Annotated in this window: 16 protein-coding genes; 14 read left to right on the top strand and 2 right to left on the bottom strand. The window is 71.4% G+C overall.

Annotated features, from left to right (window positions below):
- The first annotated feature begins 75 nt into the window (after nucleotides 1-75).
- The 5 genes from OG329_RS12430 to OG329_RS12410 all read left to right on the top strand — a co-directional run bounded on the left by OG329_RS12430 (nucleotide 76) and on the right by OG329_RS12410 (nucleotide 3,922).
- On the top strand, nucleotides 76-1,116 hold the full coding sequence (locus tag OG329_RS12430; protein WP_405801791.1) for a family 2 encapsulin nanocompartment cargo protein polyprenyl transferase: 1,041 nt from the start codon (nucleotides 76-78) through the stop codon (nucleotides 1,114-1,116).
- A gap of 288 nt (nucleotides 1,117-1,404) precedes the next feature.
- Nucleotides 1,405-1,983, top strand: a complete 579-nt coding sequence (locus tag OG329_RS12425; RefSeq protein WP_405794892.1) for a dihydrofolate reductase family protein — start codon at nucleotides 1,405-1,407, stop codon at nucleotides 1,981-1,983.
- Between the two features lie 43 nt (nucleotides 1,984-2,026).
- The gene (locus tag OG329_RS12420) at nucleotides 2,027-2,467 is read left to right on the top strand and encodes a DUF6304 family protein (RefSeq protein ID WP_405794890.1); all 441 of its coding nucleotides are present in this window, start codon (nucleotides 2,027-2,029) and stop codon (nucleotides 2,465-2,467) included.
- Between the two features lie 128 nt (nucleotides 2,468-2,595).
- Nucleotides 2,596-3,561: a DUF1648 domain-containing protein gene (locus OG329_RS12415; RefSeq protein WP_405794889.1), complete on the top strand. Its 966-nt coding sequence runs from the start codon at nucleotides 2,596-2,598 to the stop codon at nucleotides 3,559-3,561.
- A 1-nt stretch (nucleotide 3,562) separates the two neighbouring features.
- A complete protein-coding gene (locus OG329_RS12410; protein WP_405794887.1) occupies nucleotides 3,563-3,922 on the top strand; it encodes a GntR family transcriptional regulator in 360 nt (119 codons plus the stop codon).
- A gap of 186 nt (nucleotides 3,923-4,108) precedes the next feature.
- Here OG329_RS12410 and snpA read toward each other — a convergent pair whose 3' ends face one another.
- Complete coding sequence (gene snpA, locus OG329_RS12405; protein ID WP_405794885.1) at nucleotides 4,109-4,765, bottom strand: snapalysin; 657 nt, start codon at nucleotides 4,763-4,765, stop codon at nucleotides 4,109-4,111.
- Between the two features lie 201 nt (nucleotides 4,766-4,966).
- Between snpA and OG329_RS12400 the strand changes: the two genes are divergently transcribed.
- The 4 genes from OG329_RS12400 (at nucleotide 4,967) to OG329_RS12385 (ending at nucleotide 9,129) form a co-directional block, all read left to right on the top strand.
- Complete coding sequence (locus tag OG329_RS12400) at nucleotides 4,967-5,962, top strand: LysR family transcriptional regulator (RefSeq protein WP_405794884.1); 996 nt, start codon at nucleotides 4,967-4,969, stop codon at nucleotides 5,960-5,962.
- Nucleotides 5,963-6,079: 117 nt separating this feature from the next.
- A complete protein-coding gene (locus OG329_RS12395) occupies nucleotides 6,080-6,469 on the top strand; it encodes an ArsR/SmtB family transcription factor (RefSeq protein WP_405794883.1) in 390 nt (129 codons plus the stop codon).
- Nucleotides 6,469-6,741: a hypothetical protein gene (locus tag OG329_RS12390; RefSeq protein ID WP_405794881.1), complete on the top strand. Its 273-nt coding sequence runs from the start codon at nucleotides 6,469-6,471 to the stop codon at nucleotides 6,739-6,741. The genes OG329_RS12395 and OG329_RS12390 overlap by 1 nt, the downstream gene beginning before the upstream one ends.
- 156 nt (nucleotides 6,742-6,897) lie before the next feature.
- A complete protein-coding gene (locus OG329_RS12385) occupies nucleotides 6,898-9,129 on the top strand; it encodes an MMPL family transporter (RefSeq protein WP_405794880.1) in 2,232 nt (743 codons plus the stop codon).
- Here the strand turns inward: OG329_RS12385 and OG329_RS12380 are convergent.
- Nucleotides 9,096-9,707, bottom strand: a complete 612-nt coding sequence (locus OG329_RS12380) for a TetR/AcrR family transcriptional regulator (protein ID WP_405794878.1) — start codon at nucleotides 9,705-9,707, stop codon at nucleotides 9,096-9,098. The genes OG329_RS12385 and OG329_RS12380 overlap by 34 nt on opposite strands.
- A gap of 86 nt (nucleotides 9,708-9,793) precedes the next feature.
- On the opposite strand from OG329_RS12380, the gene OG329_RS12375 reads away from it, so the two are divergent.
- The 5 genes from OG329_RS12375 (at nucleotide 9,794) to OG329_RS12355 (ending at nucleotide 14,733) form a co-directional block, all read left to right on the top strand.
- Complete coding sequence (locus tag OG329_RS12375; protein ID WP_405794877.1) at nucleotides 9,794-10,726, top strand: DMT family transporter; 933 nt, start codon at nucleotides 9,794-9,796, stop codon at nucleotides 10,724-10,726.
- Between the two features lie 55 nt (nucleotides 10,727-10,781).
- Nucleotides 10,782-11,219, top strand: a complete 438-nt coding sequence (locus OG329_RS12370) for a RidA family protein (RefSeq protein WP_405794876.1) — start codon at nucleotides 10,782-10,784, stop codon at nucleotides 11,217-11,219.
- Nucleotides 11,216-12,193 (top strand): hypothetical protein, encoded by a 978-nt coding sequence (locus OG329_RS12365; RefSeq protein ID WP_405794874.1) that lies wholly within the window; start codon nucleotides 11,216-11,218, stop codon nucleotides 12,191-12,193. Before OG329_RS12370 ends, OG329_RS12365 begins: the two co-directional genes overlap by 4 nt.
- A gap of 87 nt (nucleotides 12,194-12,280) precedes the next feature.
- Entirely contained in the window at nucleotides 12,281-13,588 is a 1,308-nt protein-coding gene (locus OG329_RS12360) for a glycosyltransferase 87 family protein (RefSeq protein ID WP_405794873.1), read from the top strand.
- Complete coding sequence (locus OG329_RS12355) at nucleotides 13,585-14,733, top strand: glycosyltransferase family 4 protein (RefSeq protein ID WP_405794871.1); 1,149 nt, start codon at nucleotides 13,585-13,587, stop codon at nucleotides 14,731-14,733. The genes OG329_RS12360 and OG329_RS12355 overlap by 4 nt, the downstream gene beginning before the upstream one ends.
- Nucleotides 14,734-14,798 lie beyond the last annotated feature (65 nt).

Below are 14,798 nucleotides of genomic sequence, written 5' to 3'. Positions count from 1 at the left end.
TCCGTGCGTCCGTACGGCGGGCGGGCCCCGCCCGGCTCCAGGGCATGTCCGGCTGATGAGGAAGCGAACGTGACCATGACCAGTGCGGATGCCGCTACCGACGGCCATGAGGCCGTGGCGCTCCTGGAGCGCTCGCGTAGCGTCGTCCAACCCGAACTGCGCGCGGCCGTCGAGTCGTTGCCACCGGCGATACGCCGTGTCGTGAGATACCACTTCGGCTGGCAGCGGGCCGACGGGTCGCCGGCGGCGGGCGGCGCGGGGAAGGCGATCAGGCCCGCTCTCGTGCTCGCGGCGACACGGGCTCTCGGCGGGGAGCCGCACCGCGCCGTCCCGGCGGCGGTCGCCGTGGAGCTGGCGCACAACTTCACCCTGCTGCACGACGATGTCATCGACGAGGACCCGACCCGAAGACACCGGCCCACGGCCTGGACGGTCTTCGGCACCACCGACGCGATCATCGCCGGCGACGCGCTCCAGGCGCTGGCGCTGCGGCTGCTGGCCGAGGACCGTCATCCGGCCTCGTCCCCGGCCGCCGTGCGGCTCACCGACTGCGTCATCGAGCTGTGCGCCGGACAGCAGACGGACTGCGCGCTGGAGCTGCGCGGGCCGCAGGATGTCTCGCTGGACGAGTGCCTGACGATGGCGATGGCCAAGACCGGTGCGCTGCTGGGCACTTCGTGTGCTCTGGGCGCGCTCTACGCGGACGCGGGGGACGAGGAGGTGGCCGCGCTCGACGCGTTCGGGCGGGAGGCGGGGCTGGCGTTCCAGCTCATCGACGATCTCATCGGGATCTGGGGCGACCCGGACCGTACGGGCAAGCCGGCCGGTGCGGATCTGGTCGCCCACAAGAAGTCGTTGCCGGTCGTCGCCTCGCTGGTCTCGGGGCACCCGGCAGCCGAGGAGCTGGCGGATCTCTACCGGCGCCCGATGGACGAGGCCGCCGTCGCGCGCGCGGCGTCGGCGGTCGAGCGGGCCGGCGGGCGCGACTGGGCGCAGGCGCAGGCGGCGGACCGGATGTCGCGGGCGGTCCAGCAACTGTCCACGGCGGTGCCGGACTTGGGGGCGGCGGGTGATTTGTTGGCGCTGGCGGAGTATGTGACACGTCGGACGCGGTAGTTCTGCGATCGGGGTTGGCTCTGCCCGGGTCCGGCCGGTGGCCGGTTCGTCCTCAATCGCCGGACGGGCTGGATTGGTTCCGGTCGGTGGGTGGTGTCCTCAATCGCCGGGCGGGGTTGGAGTGCCCGCCGGGCCGGTTTGGAGTGCTCGCCGGGTGGGCCGGGATCGGTGCGGGCGGAGAAGGGGCTTGCGTAACCACTACGGGTGAAGCACTATGGATGGAGTGGTCATGCCGGGTACCGGACATGGCGTCTCTTAATCCTTCGCCCATCGCAAAAGAGGACAGACTTGCGCAAGCTCAGCTATTTCATCGCAGCGTCGATCGACGGTTTCATCGGCGACCCCAGTGGTGAGGCGGAGTTCTTCACCCGTTACGTCGACGAGGAGTACTTCGACTTCCTCAAGGCGGAGTATCCGGAGACGCTGTCGACGCCCGGCCGCCGGCATTTCAATCTCGGCCACCTGGAGAACCAGCAGTTCGACACGGTCATCCAGGGCCGGCGCAGTTACGACGTGGCCCTCAAGGAAGGCATCACCAGTCCGTACGCGCACATGCGTCAGCTCGTGGCGTCGCGGACCCTCACGAACCCTGACCCGGCCGTGGAGATCGTGTCCGGCGATGTCGCCGCCAGGATCAGGGAGTTGAAGCGGGAGGAAGGGCTCGGGATCTACCTCTGCGGCGGCGCGAACCTCGCGGCCGAGCTGTTCGACGAGGTGGACGAGCTGGTCGTCAAGTCGTACCCGCTCATCCTCGGCTCCGGAATGCCCATGTTCGGCACGAAGTACGCCCAGACCGAGTTCGCGCTGGAATCCAACCGCACCTTCGGCAACGGAGTAGTCGTCAGGACATACAGCCGCAAGCGGTGACCCACGCGGCGGCGGAGCGTCCCGTACCGCTACAGTCCGCGCCATGACAGCGGAGTCGACGGAGTCATGGGCGGGCTGGTATCGGGACCGCCGCGGTGCGGAACCCATCGCGATCATCGCGGACGGGCGGCAAGTCCGCACCCACATCAGGGGAGTTGCTTACGAGGGGGCCGATTTCTCCGTGCTCGAACCCACGGAGGCGGGCGGGGTGTTGTCGTCGTGCGTGCTGGAGTGGGACATACCCATGCCCGTCAGTGCGGGCGGCACGGTCCAACAGGCCACGCTGAGCTGCCTGCTGACGCTCGGTGAGCGTCCGTCGGGCACACCCTCGGGCCGCGCTGAGCTGAGCCTCACGCTGCGCTGCGGCGGGGCGGCCTACGAGTCGGGCATCGTCGGGGGAGGGTTCCGTGACGCCCTCGACCGGATCAAGCGGCAGTTGCCCGACGACACGGAATTCGGGGGCAGGATCCTGGTGAACGCCTGACCTCCCCAGAGGTACGAACCACCCCGAGAACCACCCCTCGACCGCCCCGGCAGGTGCATGACGCCTGCCGGGGCGGTTGCTTTGTGCCTCGATACTTGTTCTAGTAGTATGCGAACAAGGGAGGTTTTATGAACCAGGCTCGTATGCGCCTCGCGACCGTCACCGTCGCGCCGTTCCTGGTGGCGCTCGTCGTCCATCTGACCGTTTTCCTCACCCTCGGGGACCGGTTGCCCGACTCGCTCGCCGCCCACTTCGACCTGTCCGGTGACTCCGACCGCGCGTCCATGTCCCGTACCGCGTTCCTCGGCGGCGCCGTCGCACTCTTCGCCGGCGTCGGCGTCCTGTGGGTCGTGGCGGCGCTCGGCAGTCCCCTCACCGCACGCGGGGTGAAGGGGCTCACGGCGGGAGGCTGGGGGCTGTCCGGGCTCCTGGGATACGCGCTCACCGCGACGCTTTTCGCCAATCTCGACGCGACCGACAGCTCCGCCGTCCGCCTCCCGCCGTGGCAGCTCGGCGTCGCGGTGGCCGTCGGTCTGGCGGCGGCCGGCGTGGGCCTGCTGCTCACCCGCTTCGTACCGGACCCGAAGCCCGAACCCGCCGGGGACGACGGCACGGCCAGGATCGACCTGGCGGACGGTGAACTGGCCGGCTGGTCCCGGCGGACCGGGTCCGGCGCGCTGCTCGCGGGCGGTCTGGTGACGCTGGTCGCCGGGGTGTTCGTGGTGGTCCTCGCAGGCTGGCGGTACGGTCCTTTCGTGTTCGTCATCGGCTTGCTGCTCCTGGTCTTCGCCTCCGCGCACGTGTCGGTCGACCGGCACGGGCTCACCGTCCGTATGGGCGTGCTGTCCTGGCCACGGATACGGGTCCCGCTCGACGCCGTCGAGACGGCGAGCAGCCGCCGTATCAACGCCGTGGCGGACTTCGGCGGTTGGGGCTACCGGATCCGCCACAAGCGCACCGGGTTCGTGCTGCGCTCGGGGGAGGCGATCGTGGTGCGACGCACCAACGGCCGGGAGTTCGCCGTCACGGTGGGCGATTCGGCGACCGCCGCCGCGCTGCTCAACACGCTCGCCGACCGGCGGAAGAGGGGCTGACGTGCTCTTCCGGGTGGACCCGGCGTCCTCCGTGCCGCTCGGCGACCAGATCGCGGGGTCCGTGCGCGGTGCCATCGCCGACGGCACGGTGAACCCCGGTGACCGCCTCCCGGCGGCGCGGGCGCTCGCCGACTCGCTCGGCGTCAACGTCCATACGGTGCTGCGCGGTTACCAGCGGCTGCGCGAGGAGGGCCTGATCGAACTCCGCAGGGGCCGGGGCGCGGTGGTCGTGCCGGGACCGGTCTCGCCCGGACGGGCCAAGCTGCTGGAGCGGGTACGTGAACTGGTCGCCGAGGCACGCGAGTTGGGGATGTCGGAGGAGGAGCTGGTGTCGATGGTGCGGATGAACCTCACGAGCTGACCCTGACCTTGGCGCGCACCGCCGGCACCTGCTGGACCGCGGACGCACCACGGGCGTGCCGGTACTCGACCAGCGAGTACCGGCACGCCCGATTTCGACGCCTGATCCGGTGGGGGGTTCGCGATCCGACGATCGGTGGCGGACCGGCGCCGGATCGCGACGGATCAGCGACGGATCAGTGACGCGTCAGGACACCTTGGCCAGCGCGGCCGCGAAGCCGTTCGCCCAGAGGGTGTTGACGCGGCTGCGCTCGGCGGCGTCCGGCTGCGGGTTGGTGCAGGACGGGCCGGGGCCGCCGCCCGACATCAGCTTGCTGCACGGGGCCGAGTAGTTGTCCGGGAGGCCGAGCACGTGCCCGGTCTCATGGGCGGTCACGCGCGTGGAGTTGTACACCTGGTTCTGCCGGTAGTCCAGGAAGATATAGCCGCGCCCGTGCCCGTCCGTACTCGCGTACGAGCCACGCGGGTCGTTGCCCTCGTGGTAGGTGAAGTCGGCGTTACTGCCCTGCTGGAGCCGCACGTTGGCGACGGCGCTGTTCCAGATCTGGGTGCTGCTGGCTATCTGCCCGGCGAACGACGGGGCGCCGGAGGCGTCGTACACGACGGTGACCGCGAGCGCGCCGGGATTGGCGGCACGCTTCTCGGCGACCGACTTCAGGACGGCCTCGTAGAAGGCTTCGGTCGCGGCCGAGTCTTCCGACGAGCCCTCGTACGCCGCGTACGAGGTGGTGGCGGGGGTGGCGCCGGTGGGGTCGGCGGCGGCGGCCGGGGTGGCGGTGAGGGCGGTCGCGAAGGCGAGAGAGATTCCGCAGATCGCGGAAAGCGCCGTCTTGGGGTATCTCATATGGGGGGCTCCTACTCGTCCGACGAACGGGTTCGGTAGGGAGAGTGTCGTGCCCCGCGGCGCCGTCGCGGATGATGCCGAAGGGCGATAGCACCGGAGCATCCCCCCGGCGTCGGCCCGCCCAATTTCCCGCGAATGAAAGGCAATTACCGCGCTTTGGGTCCCTGGCGTGACGCATACGGCGGGCCTACCCTTCGGTACATGGAGCTGGAGGTCAGGCATCTGCGCGCGCTGTGCGCCATAGCCGACGCGGGCAGCCTGCACAAAGCGGCCCGGCAGCTCGGCATGAGCCAGCCGTCCCTGACGACGCAGTTGCGGCGGATCGAGAACTCACTGGGCGCCGAGCTGTTCTCCCGTGAACGCACCGGCTGCCGGCCCACGCTGCTCGGCCACTCCGTGCTCAGCCGCGCCCGCCCGCTGATCGCCCAGATGGCCGTGCTCGTCAGCGAGGCGCGAGCCGCGGCCGACCGGTCCGCCGGTCCCCGGCTGCGGATCGGCTCGACGGCGAGCCGCGCCCTGGCGGGCTGGCTGCGCAGGCTGCGCGAACGGCTGCCGGACACCGACATCTCGCTCCAGATGGACGTCTCGGCGAACGCGCTGCTGCGGCAGGTCGCGGCGGGCGGGCTCGACGTGGCGTTCGTGCACGAGGTGGAGGGCTGCCCGCTGCGCGTGCCGCCGGGGCTCGACCGGCGCGTACTGGTCGAGCGGGAGCCGCAGTTCATCTCGCTGGCCCGGGACCATCCGGCGGCCGGCCGGCAGATAGTGGAGCTGGCCGATCTGGCGGCCGACCGGTGGATGATCGATCCGACCGTGGACGGTGAGTGGGACGGTCTGCGCCGCGTACTGAGCGCGGCGGGGCTCAACCCGCCCGTCCTGCACGGGGATTACCTCACCGCCTCGTCGCTGATCGCGGTCGGCGAGGCGGTGGCGCCCTGCCAGCCCACGTCGGTCCCGCGCGAGGACATGGTCGTACGGCCGCTGCGGGACGACCCGCTGGGGGTGCGGCTGCTGCTGTTCTCGCGGCCGGGGGCGTACGAGGGCGCGGGCATCGCCGAGGGTGGCGGGGAGGGCCCCGGTGGCGCCGAGGTGTACGCGGACCTGGCGGCGGCCTACCGCGAGGCGGCGTCGCAGGCCGTCGTGTACCACCAGTGGCTGACGCGCAACAAGAGCCCGCTGCTGCATACGCCGGCCGCCTGAGCCCGCTTTTCGCACTCTTCGCCCGCCTTCTCCCTCCTTCTCGCTCCCGTCGAACAACGGGGTTAGTAATTCGCGTAGGCACCTGCTAACTTTTCTTTGCATGTGCAGGAGGTCGCGATGAGCCCACCCGTGCCCACGGGCGACGAACTGGTGCGCGTACTGGCGACGCTGTCCAACCCCCACCGGCTGCGCGTCGTCGCGGCGCTCGCCGGAGGACGTAACTACGTCAGCCGACTGGCCAGGGAGTTGGACATCAGCAGGGCGCTGCTCCAGGTCCATCTCAAGAAGCTCGAAGCCGCCGGTCTGGTGACCTCGCGGCTGGAGCTGTCGGAGGACGGAAAGGCCATGAAGTTCTACGAGGTGAACGCGTTCGCGGTCCTTCTGACGCCGCAGGACATCGTCACCGCCGTACAGACGCTGAGCAATCAGAGCAATCAGAGCAATCAGAGCAATCAGGGCAACCAGAGCAACCAGAAGGACGAGAGAGAAGAGAAAGGGGCCACCTGATGGAAGACGAACAGGACTGGCAGGAAGTCATAGGCGCGGTAGGGCTGTTCGCGCTCCTGCTGATCGTGGTGACGCTGACGCTGTGGCACTTCACCGTGGGCCGCCGGAACAGGGAGATCAGGGCCGGCGAGAACGAGTACCGCCAGCTCGCCGCCCAGGCGGTGGAGGGCCAGGAGCGTACGGAGAAGCAGCTCGCCGACCTCGGCAGGCAGCTCACCGATCTCCAGAGCCGCACCGGATCGCTGGAACGGATCCTCAAGGACGTCGAATAGCGCGGCGACCGAGCAGGACAGAGCAGAACAGAACAGGACACGACACAACCCCGGGCCGCCGAGCGGCAACTCGACGGCCCGGGTACTGGAAGACGCTCCACCTCGCCCTGCGGCGAGCTCCACGGATACGACCCTCCGAGTGAAGGAGAGCAGCTAATGCTGCGCCGAATCAAATCAGAACGCCCACGCGCCGGACTGGTCGAGTCCGTCGCGGGCTGGTCCGCCAGACACCGTACGGCGGCCATCGCCGCGTGGCTGCTCCTGGTCGTCATCGCCGTCATGTCCAGTTCGCTGTTCCCCGGCGACGAGGTCAGGTCCACCGACCCCGGCGAGGCGGGCCGGGGCCAGCGGATGGTCTCCGCGCAGAACGCCGGTGACTCGATACGCGAGAGTGTGATGATCCGGGCCGGGGAGGGCGCGGACCCCGACACCCGGCGCGCCGTCACCAAGGACCTGGTCGCGGCGCTGGGCGCGGTGCCCGGCGCCGTCACGGACGTCGGGTCGCCGAGCGGCGAACACGGCGGGCGCTGGGTCTCGAAGGACGGCACGGCCGACCTCGTCACCTTCGAGATCGCCGGTCCCGACGCCGAGTTCGGCACCCACAAACAGACGGCCTTCGCCGCCGTCGAGAAGGTGACGCGGCAGCACCCCGAGGCGCGCGTCGACCAGGCCGGGGACTCCAGCCTCGCGTCGGCGGTGGACGAGGGCATCAAGGACGACATGAAGCGCGCCGAGACCACCTCGCTGCCGCTCACCGTCGTCATCCTGCTCGTCGTCTTCGGCTCGCTGATCGCCGCCGGGATTCCGCTGCTGCTGTCGGCGACCGCCGTGGCCGCCGCGTTCGGGCTGCTGGACACGCTCGGCAGGTGGGTGCCGTTCAACAGCGCCTCCTCCGCGATCGTGCTGCTCATCGGCATGGCGGTGGGCATCGACTACTCGCTGTTCTATCTGCGCCGTATCCGCGAGGAGCGCGCGGCCGGGCATCCGGTGCGAGAAGCGCTGCGGATCGCGTCGCGCACCTCGGGCCACGCGGTCGTGGTCTCCGGTCTGACGGTGATGGTGTGCATGACCGGCCTGCTGTTCACGGGAGTTGACGTGTTCAAGGGGCTCACGCTCGGGACCGTCCTGGTGGTCGGTCTGGCGGTGCTCGGGTCGGTGACGGCGCTGCCCGCGCTGGTGGCCGCGCTCGGTGACCGTATCGACCGGGGCAGGATCCCGTGGTTGGGACGGCGGCGTACGGCGGCGGGCCGCTCACGCCTGTGGACGGCCGTGGCGGAGCGCGTCGTACGCCGTCCGCTGCTCACCGGCGGTACGGCGGCGGTCGTCCTCGCCGCCATGGCCCTGCCGGCGCTCGGGATGCACCTCCAGGACTCCACGCAGATCCAGTCCCTGCCGCGCGGCGTCTCGGCGGCGGCCGACGCGGGGGCCCGGATGCAGGAGGTGTTCCCCGGAGTGGCCATGCCCGCGCGCGTGGTGGTGTCGGCCGACGGGCCTCAGGTGCGGGCGGCGGCCGACGCGCTGCATGAGCAGGCCGCGCGCAGTGACGGGGCGCTGCGCGAGCCGATCACGATGGTGCCGGTCGGTGAGGCGCTGGTCATACGGGTGCCGCTGGCCGGCGCCGGTACGGATCCGGAGTCGATGCGGGCCCTGGAGTTCCTGCGGGAGCGGGCGCTGCCCGCGACGGTGGGGGCGGTGGAGGGGACAGAGATCGCGGTCGCGGGCCGTACCGCCATGCCGTACGACTTCACCCGGCAGGTGAACGCGCGGACGCCGCTGGTCTTCGGCTTCGTCCTCGTCCTGGCCTTCGCCCTGCTGGTCGTCGCCTTCCGCTCGCTCGCCCTGCCGCTGGTGTCGATCGCGCTGAATCTGCTGTCGATCGGGGCGGCGTACGGGGTGCTCGTCGCGGTCTTCCAGGGTGGCCGGCTGGAGTCGCTGCTGGACTTCAACGCCTATGGCGGTGTGGTGAGTTGGCTGCCGCTGTTCATGTTCATCATTCTCTTCGGGCTGAGCATGGACTACCACATCTTCATCCTCAGCCGGATCCGCGAGCGGTGGACCGGTTCGCCGGGCGGCGGCCCCGACGCCACCCGCGAGGCGATCGTCGGCGGCATCGCCGCCAGCGCGGGTGTCGTGACCAGCGCGGCGGTCATCATGGTCGGCGTCTTCTCGGTCTTCACGACGCTGTCCGCGATCGAGTACAAGATGCTCGGTACGGGGATGGCGGTGGCGATCCTCATCGACGCGACGGTCGTACGGGGCGTACTGCTGCCGGCCGCGCTCGCGCTGCTGGGGGACCGGGCGTGGACGCTGCCGGGGCGACGGCGAACGCAGGTCGCTCGCCCCGGGACCGACCGTCAGAGGTACGAGTCGAGCACCACCCGCGCCTGATCGCGCGCGAGCCCGAAGGCGTCGGGGAAGACGCCCAGGCCGTGGGCGACGAGCGCGCCCTCGTGGAGCAGCATGAGCGTACGTCCGAGGCGGTCGGCCGCCTCGGACGCGGTCGCCTCGCCCGGTGCCAGGACCTCCCGAGCCAGGCTGGTGAACAGCTCCAGCATCCATGCCTTCTGGCCGGTGATCATCGCGTACGCCGGATGCCGGGGGTCGTCGATCTCGGCGTGGGCGTTGATCATGCCGCATCCCCGTGAGCCGTTCGCCTCCGCCCAGGCGCGCGAGGCGGCGAAGACCGCGAGGACATGCTCGGCGGGGGACGACGGAGCCGCTGCCAGCCGTTCGTCCAGCAACGCGCGCCAGCGCTCGTCGCGGCCGGCCAGATACTCCACGACGATCTGCTCCTTCGAGCCGAACCGGTCGTAGAGCGTCTTCTTGGTGACCCCGGCCTCGGCCGCGATGCGGTCGACGCCTACGGCGTGGATGCCGTGCTCGTAGAAAAGCCGCGACGCGGCGTCGAGGGCGCGTCGCGCGCCGGGAGTCATGACGATCCGTCTCGGGGTGCTGTTCCTGCTCATGCAAGAAGTATACCGATCTGTATAGTGCAGGAGGTGAGTAAACAGATCGGTCTACCTGTCTCCTCGGTCACCGGTGGTGTCCTTTCATGAACGTCCTCCTCTCCGTCGCGTTCGTCGTCTGCTGGAGCTCGGGCTTCATCGGCGCCAAGCTCGGGGCCGGCAGCGCCGACGCCGTCACGATCCTGATGTGGCGCTTCCTGCCGCTGGCGCTGGTCCTCGGGGCGGTCGCCGCCGTGCGCGCCCGCGCGGCCTGGCGCGGGCTGACGGCGCGCGACGTGCTGCGGCAGTGCGTGATCGGCGCGCTGTCGCAGAGCGGATACCTCCTCACCGTCTACTACGCCATCCAGCTCGGCGTCTCCAGCGGCACGACCGCCCTCATCGACGGGACGCAGCCGCTCGTCGCGGGCGCGCTGGCCGGACCGCTGCTGCGGCAGCACGTCTCCCGGCGGCAGTGGCTGGGACTGTGCCTCGGTGTGACGGGCGTCCTCGTCGTCACATCGGCCGACGCGGCGGCGGTACGGGGCGTCGCGCCGTGGGCGTACGCGGTGCCGTTCCTCGGCATGCTGTCGCTGGTCGCCGCGACGTTCCTGGAGAGCCGCGCCCGTACGACCGTCGCGCCGTCCGTGGCCATGACGATCCACTGCGGCACGAGCGCCGTCGTCTTCACCGCCCTCGCCGCCGCCTCGGGCGCGGCGGTGCCACCCGCCGAGACGTCCTTCTGGCTGGCGGTCGGCTGGCTGGTACTGCTGGCGACGTTCGGCGGATACGGCTTGTACTGGCTGGTTCTGCGCCGCTCCGGGGTGCTGCGCGTGAACACCCTGATGTTCCTGATGGCGCCGGTCACAGCCGTGTGGGGTGCGGTCATGTTCGGCGAGCCCTTCGGCCCGCAGACCGCCGCCGGTCTGGCCGTCGCGCTGATCGCGGTGGCGGTGGTACGAGACCGGTCGGCCGGGCCGGTGGGCGGCGGAAACTCCGGTGACGTGCCCGCCCGTCACGCCGACAATGGCACGCGGGTATGACCGCGCGAGCGTTCGAGATGCCCCCGACGACCCATAACCGGCAAGGAGCGACCCCATGGTGCGCCGCACGACCGTCCCCGGCCTCTTCCCGCCCCCCGGCTACGCGCACGCGGCCGTGGTCGAGACCGACAGCCGCCTGGCGTTCATGGCGGGATCCGTACCGCTCGACAAGGACGGCACACTCGTCGGACCCGGCGACTTCGCCGCGCAGACCGAACAGGTTTTGGCCAACCTGGAGACCGCGCTGCGCGCCATCGGCAGCGGGCTCGACCGGGTGATATCCACCGACGTGTACGTGGTGTCGTCCGACCCGGCGGATCTGAGCCGGGTCTGGGACGTCGTCCACGCCTCGGGCCTCACCACGGCGCCGCACACCTCCACACTGCTCGGCGTCGCGTGCCTCGGCTACACCGGGCAACTGGTGGAGATCACGGCGGTGGCCGAGGTCGCCGAAGGCGCCCAGGCCGGCGCGGCGGCGGACGCGGGGCGGTGAGGCCCAGCGCACGCGTGGCCGTGACGGCCGCCGCGCTCGCGGCCGTCACGGCGCTCGCCGGCTGCTCGCCCGGCTCCGCCGACGACGGCGCGGGCGGCACCTCCACGACCGACACCTCCGCGTACACCGACGGCAGCCGCGTACCAAACGTCGACGAGGAACGGGACATCCCCGAACTCCCCCTCGCCCGCTACGAGTTCAGCGAGACCGACACCAAGCGGTTCAGCCAGGCCCAGGCCCGTTCCGCACAGCGCTGCATGGCGGACTTCGGCTTCCCGGACTTCCCCCTCGAACCCGCCCTTCCCGACTCGCTCGGCACCACCACGGGCATGATGGTCGCGGTGGCGATGGCGACCTCGTTCGGCGAACTCGACCTGGACGAGGCCCGCCGCTGGGGCTACGGCTGGGAGCCGAAACCGGCCGACAGCCAGGCCGGGAAGAAGGGCCGCGCGATGACCGACGCGGAGTATCAGGTGTACTACAACTCCGGCGGCTCCGCCGATCGCACCGTCAACGGCCGCGAGGTCCCCGAGAACGGCTGCTACGGCCGCGCCTTCGCCCAACTCACGGACGGGGTCCAGGACGCCACCCGCATGTGGACCTACCCCTCGAAACGGGCCGAGGCGCTGGCGAGGACGACACTGAAGGACCCCGACGCGAGCGAGGCGCTGCGCACCTGGGCGGACTGCGTCGAGGACAAGGGCTTCACCCGTTACGCGGGCCGCGAGGAAGCCTTCCGCGACAAGGCGTGGCACCGGGGCGACGACGGCAACACCCGCCGTACGCAACGCGAAAGGGACACCGCCGTCGCCGACATCGAGTGCGCGCGCGAGCACAACACGGTGGGGGTGTGGTGGGCCGCCTCGGCGCGCGCCCAGACGTCCGACATCGACAGCCACCGGGCCACGTACGAGGCGGTGCGCCGCGACAAGGATGTCGTACGGGCCAACTCCCGCCACATGTTGGGGAATTGAGCGGGAGGTGAGCGGGGATCGCGCGGCGACCGTGGCTGCGGAGCCCGTCCGGTAGGGGAAACCCGACCACGAAGTCTCGACCTGACCGTGCAGACCCCGACCGGCCCCGGCGGCTGCAATGTCGAGGTGATTACTTGGCGAGTCGAACGCGAGAACAGCAGGTCCGCAGCCCCGTGGCAGTGGTCCGTGGGATGGGCCGTCGCCGCCGTGTGGGCGGCGGCCTTCCCCGTCGTCTCCGGTGTGGACACGCACCGCGTCTGGGGGAGCTGCGCGGCCGTGGGCTACACGGGCGCCGCCGTCGCCGCGCGGATGCTGCCGCGCCCGCGCGCCGTACGGGTCTCGGTCGCGGTGGCCCTGGCGGGCGCGGTCGTACTGCCGCTGCTGTTCCTCGTCCTCACCGGGCAGGCACAGTCCGAGGTCGATGTCATCGAGCGGTCCGGCCGACTGCTGTCCGAGCGGGGGACCCCGTATCTGGACGCGCCCACGCGGGTCGAGGAGTACACGCCGTATCTGCCGGGGATGGCGCTCCTGGGAATCCCGCGCGCGCTGCTCGGCGAACACACCTGGGCGGCACGGTACTTCGGCGACGCGCGGCTGTGGTGCGCGGCGGTGTTCCTGGCGTGTCTGGTGGCGAGCCGCGCGGTCGTACGGCACCCCGGCGCTCACATGGGCGGCGCCCAAGTACGCGACGGCGACGAGCGGTTCGCTGCCGCGATGGCCGTCCTGATCGCCTCGCCCGTGGTGGCACTGCCGCTGTGCGTCAGCGGAGTCGACCTGCCGCTCGCCGGGCTGTGCGTGCTGGCCATCGCCTGCGCCGTACGCGGCCGGCCGGTGGCGGCCGGGCTGGTGCTCGCCGCCGCGTGTTCGCTCAAGTGGACGGCCTGGCCCGCGATTCCGGTCGTCGTGTCGCTGCTGGGCTGCGCGTGGGGCGCGCGGCCGGCGCTGCGGAGCGCGGGTACGGCGGTTGCCGGTACGGCCCTGCTCGTCCTGCCGAGCGCGCTGCTGTCGCCCGGTCCGATGGTGCGGCAGGTGCTCGCCTTTCCCACCGGGCGGGGCGAGTTGGCGACCCCGGCGGCCAGCCCGCTGCCCGGCCGGCTGCTCGCCGAGCAGGGCGCCATGGGGTGGGCGGCGGCGGTGACGCTGCTGATGTGCGGCGCGATCGGAGTCGGTGTCTCGCTCGTCGTGAAACCGCCACCGGACGCCGTGGCGGCGGCCGGCCGGCTGGCGATCGGCCTCGCGATCGCGTTCCTGCTCGCGCCCGCCGGGCGGTTCGGCTATCTGGCGCTTCCGGTGCTGCTGGTGGTGTGGGCGCGGTGGGTGGGCGCGGCGCCGGCGTCGCAGCCTGAGCCGACGCGTACGGCGGTCGGCACGGGCGGGGGGCGGCGACGCTCATGAACGCGACTCTCGTCATCACCAACGACTTTCCGCCCCGCCAAGGGGGCATCGAGACCTTCGTGCACGCGCTGACCGCCCGTATGCCGGCCGACCGCGTCGTCGTCTACACCTCCAGCGAGCCCGGAGCCGCCGCGTACGACGCCACCCTCCCCTTCCCCGTCATCCGCGACCGCGCCCACATGCTGCTGCCCACGTCGCGCGTCACCCGGACCGCGATCGAGATCGCGCGGAGCCACGGCTGCGACCGGGTCTGGTTCGGCGCGGCGGCCCCGCTCGCGTACATGGCACCGGAGTTGCGGCGCGGCCCGATACGGCGCACGGTCGCCACCACCCACGGCCACGAGATCTGGTGGGCCCGGACGCCCGGCGCGCGGCAGGTCCTGCGGCGGGTGGGCACGTACGTGGACGTCGTCACCTACCTCGGCGAGTACACCCGCTCGCGCATCGCCCCGGCGCTGGGCCCCGGCGCGCGGACGAGCCGCCTCGTACCGGGCGTGGACGCCGCGACGTTCCGGCCGGACAGGGCCGCGAGCTGCGCCCGTGACATCCGTGACCGGCACGGGATCAAGGGGAAGAAGATCATCCTCTGCGTCTCGCGCCTCGTCACCCGCAAGGGCCAGGACGTCCTCGTACGGGCACTGCCGCTGATCCGGCGGGCCGTACCGGAAGCCGTGCTGGTGCTGGTCGGCCAGGGGCCGGACGAACGGCGCCTGCGCGCACTCGCGCGCCGGCACGCCGACGGCGCGGTCGTCTTCGCGGGCGGCAAGGACCATACGCGGACGGCGAGTTACTACGCGGCGGCCGACGTCTTCGCGATGCCGTGCCGCACACGCAAGGGCGGCCTGGAGGCGGAAGGGCTCGGCATCGTCTTCCTGGAGGCGGCGGCCAGCGGGCTGCCGGTGGTCGCGGGCGACTCCGGAGGCGCGCCCGACGCCGTACTCGACGGGCTTACGGGTCGGGTGGTCGACGGCCGCGACGTGGCGTCGGTGGCGCGGGCGCTGACCGCACTGCTGCTCGCACCGGAGCGGGCCGCCGAGATGGGGGAGGCAGGGCGGCGCTGGGTGACGGAGCGGTGGTCCTGGGAGGCGTCGGCGCGCCACCTGACGGAACTGCTCGCTCCTGAGCGGGAGTTGGGATCCCTCTGAGACCAGGTCCGTCCGGTGGCCGGTTCGTCCTCAATCACCGGACGGGCTGAGATTCGTCCGGCCGA

This window comes from Streptomyces sp. NBC_01506 (assembly GCF_045040295.1).
Taxonomy (GTDB): domain Bacteria; phylum Actinomycetota; class Actinomycetes; order Streptomycetales; family Streptomycetaceae; genus Streptomyces.
The sequence above is the reverse complement of the archived record's forward strand: the minus strand, read 5'-3'. Positions and strand labels throughout refer to the sequence as shown.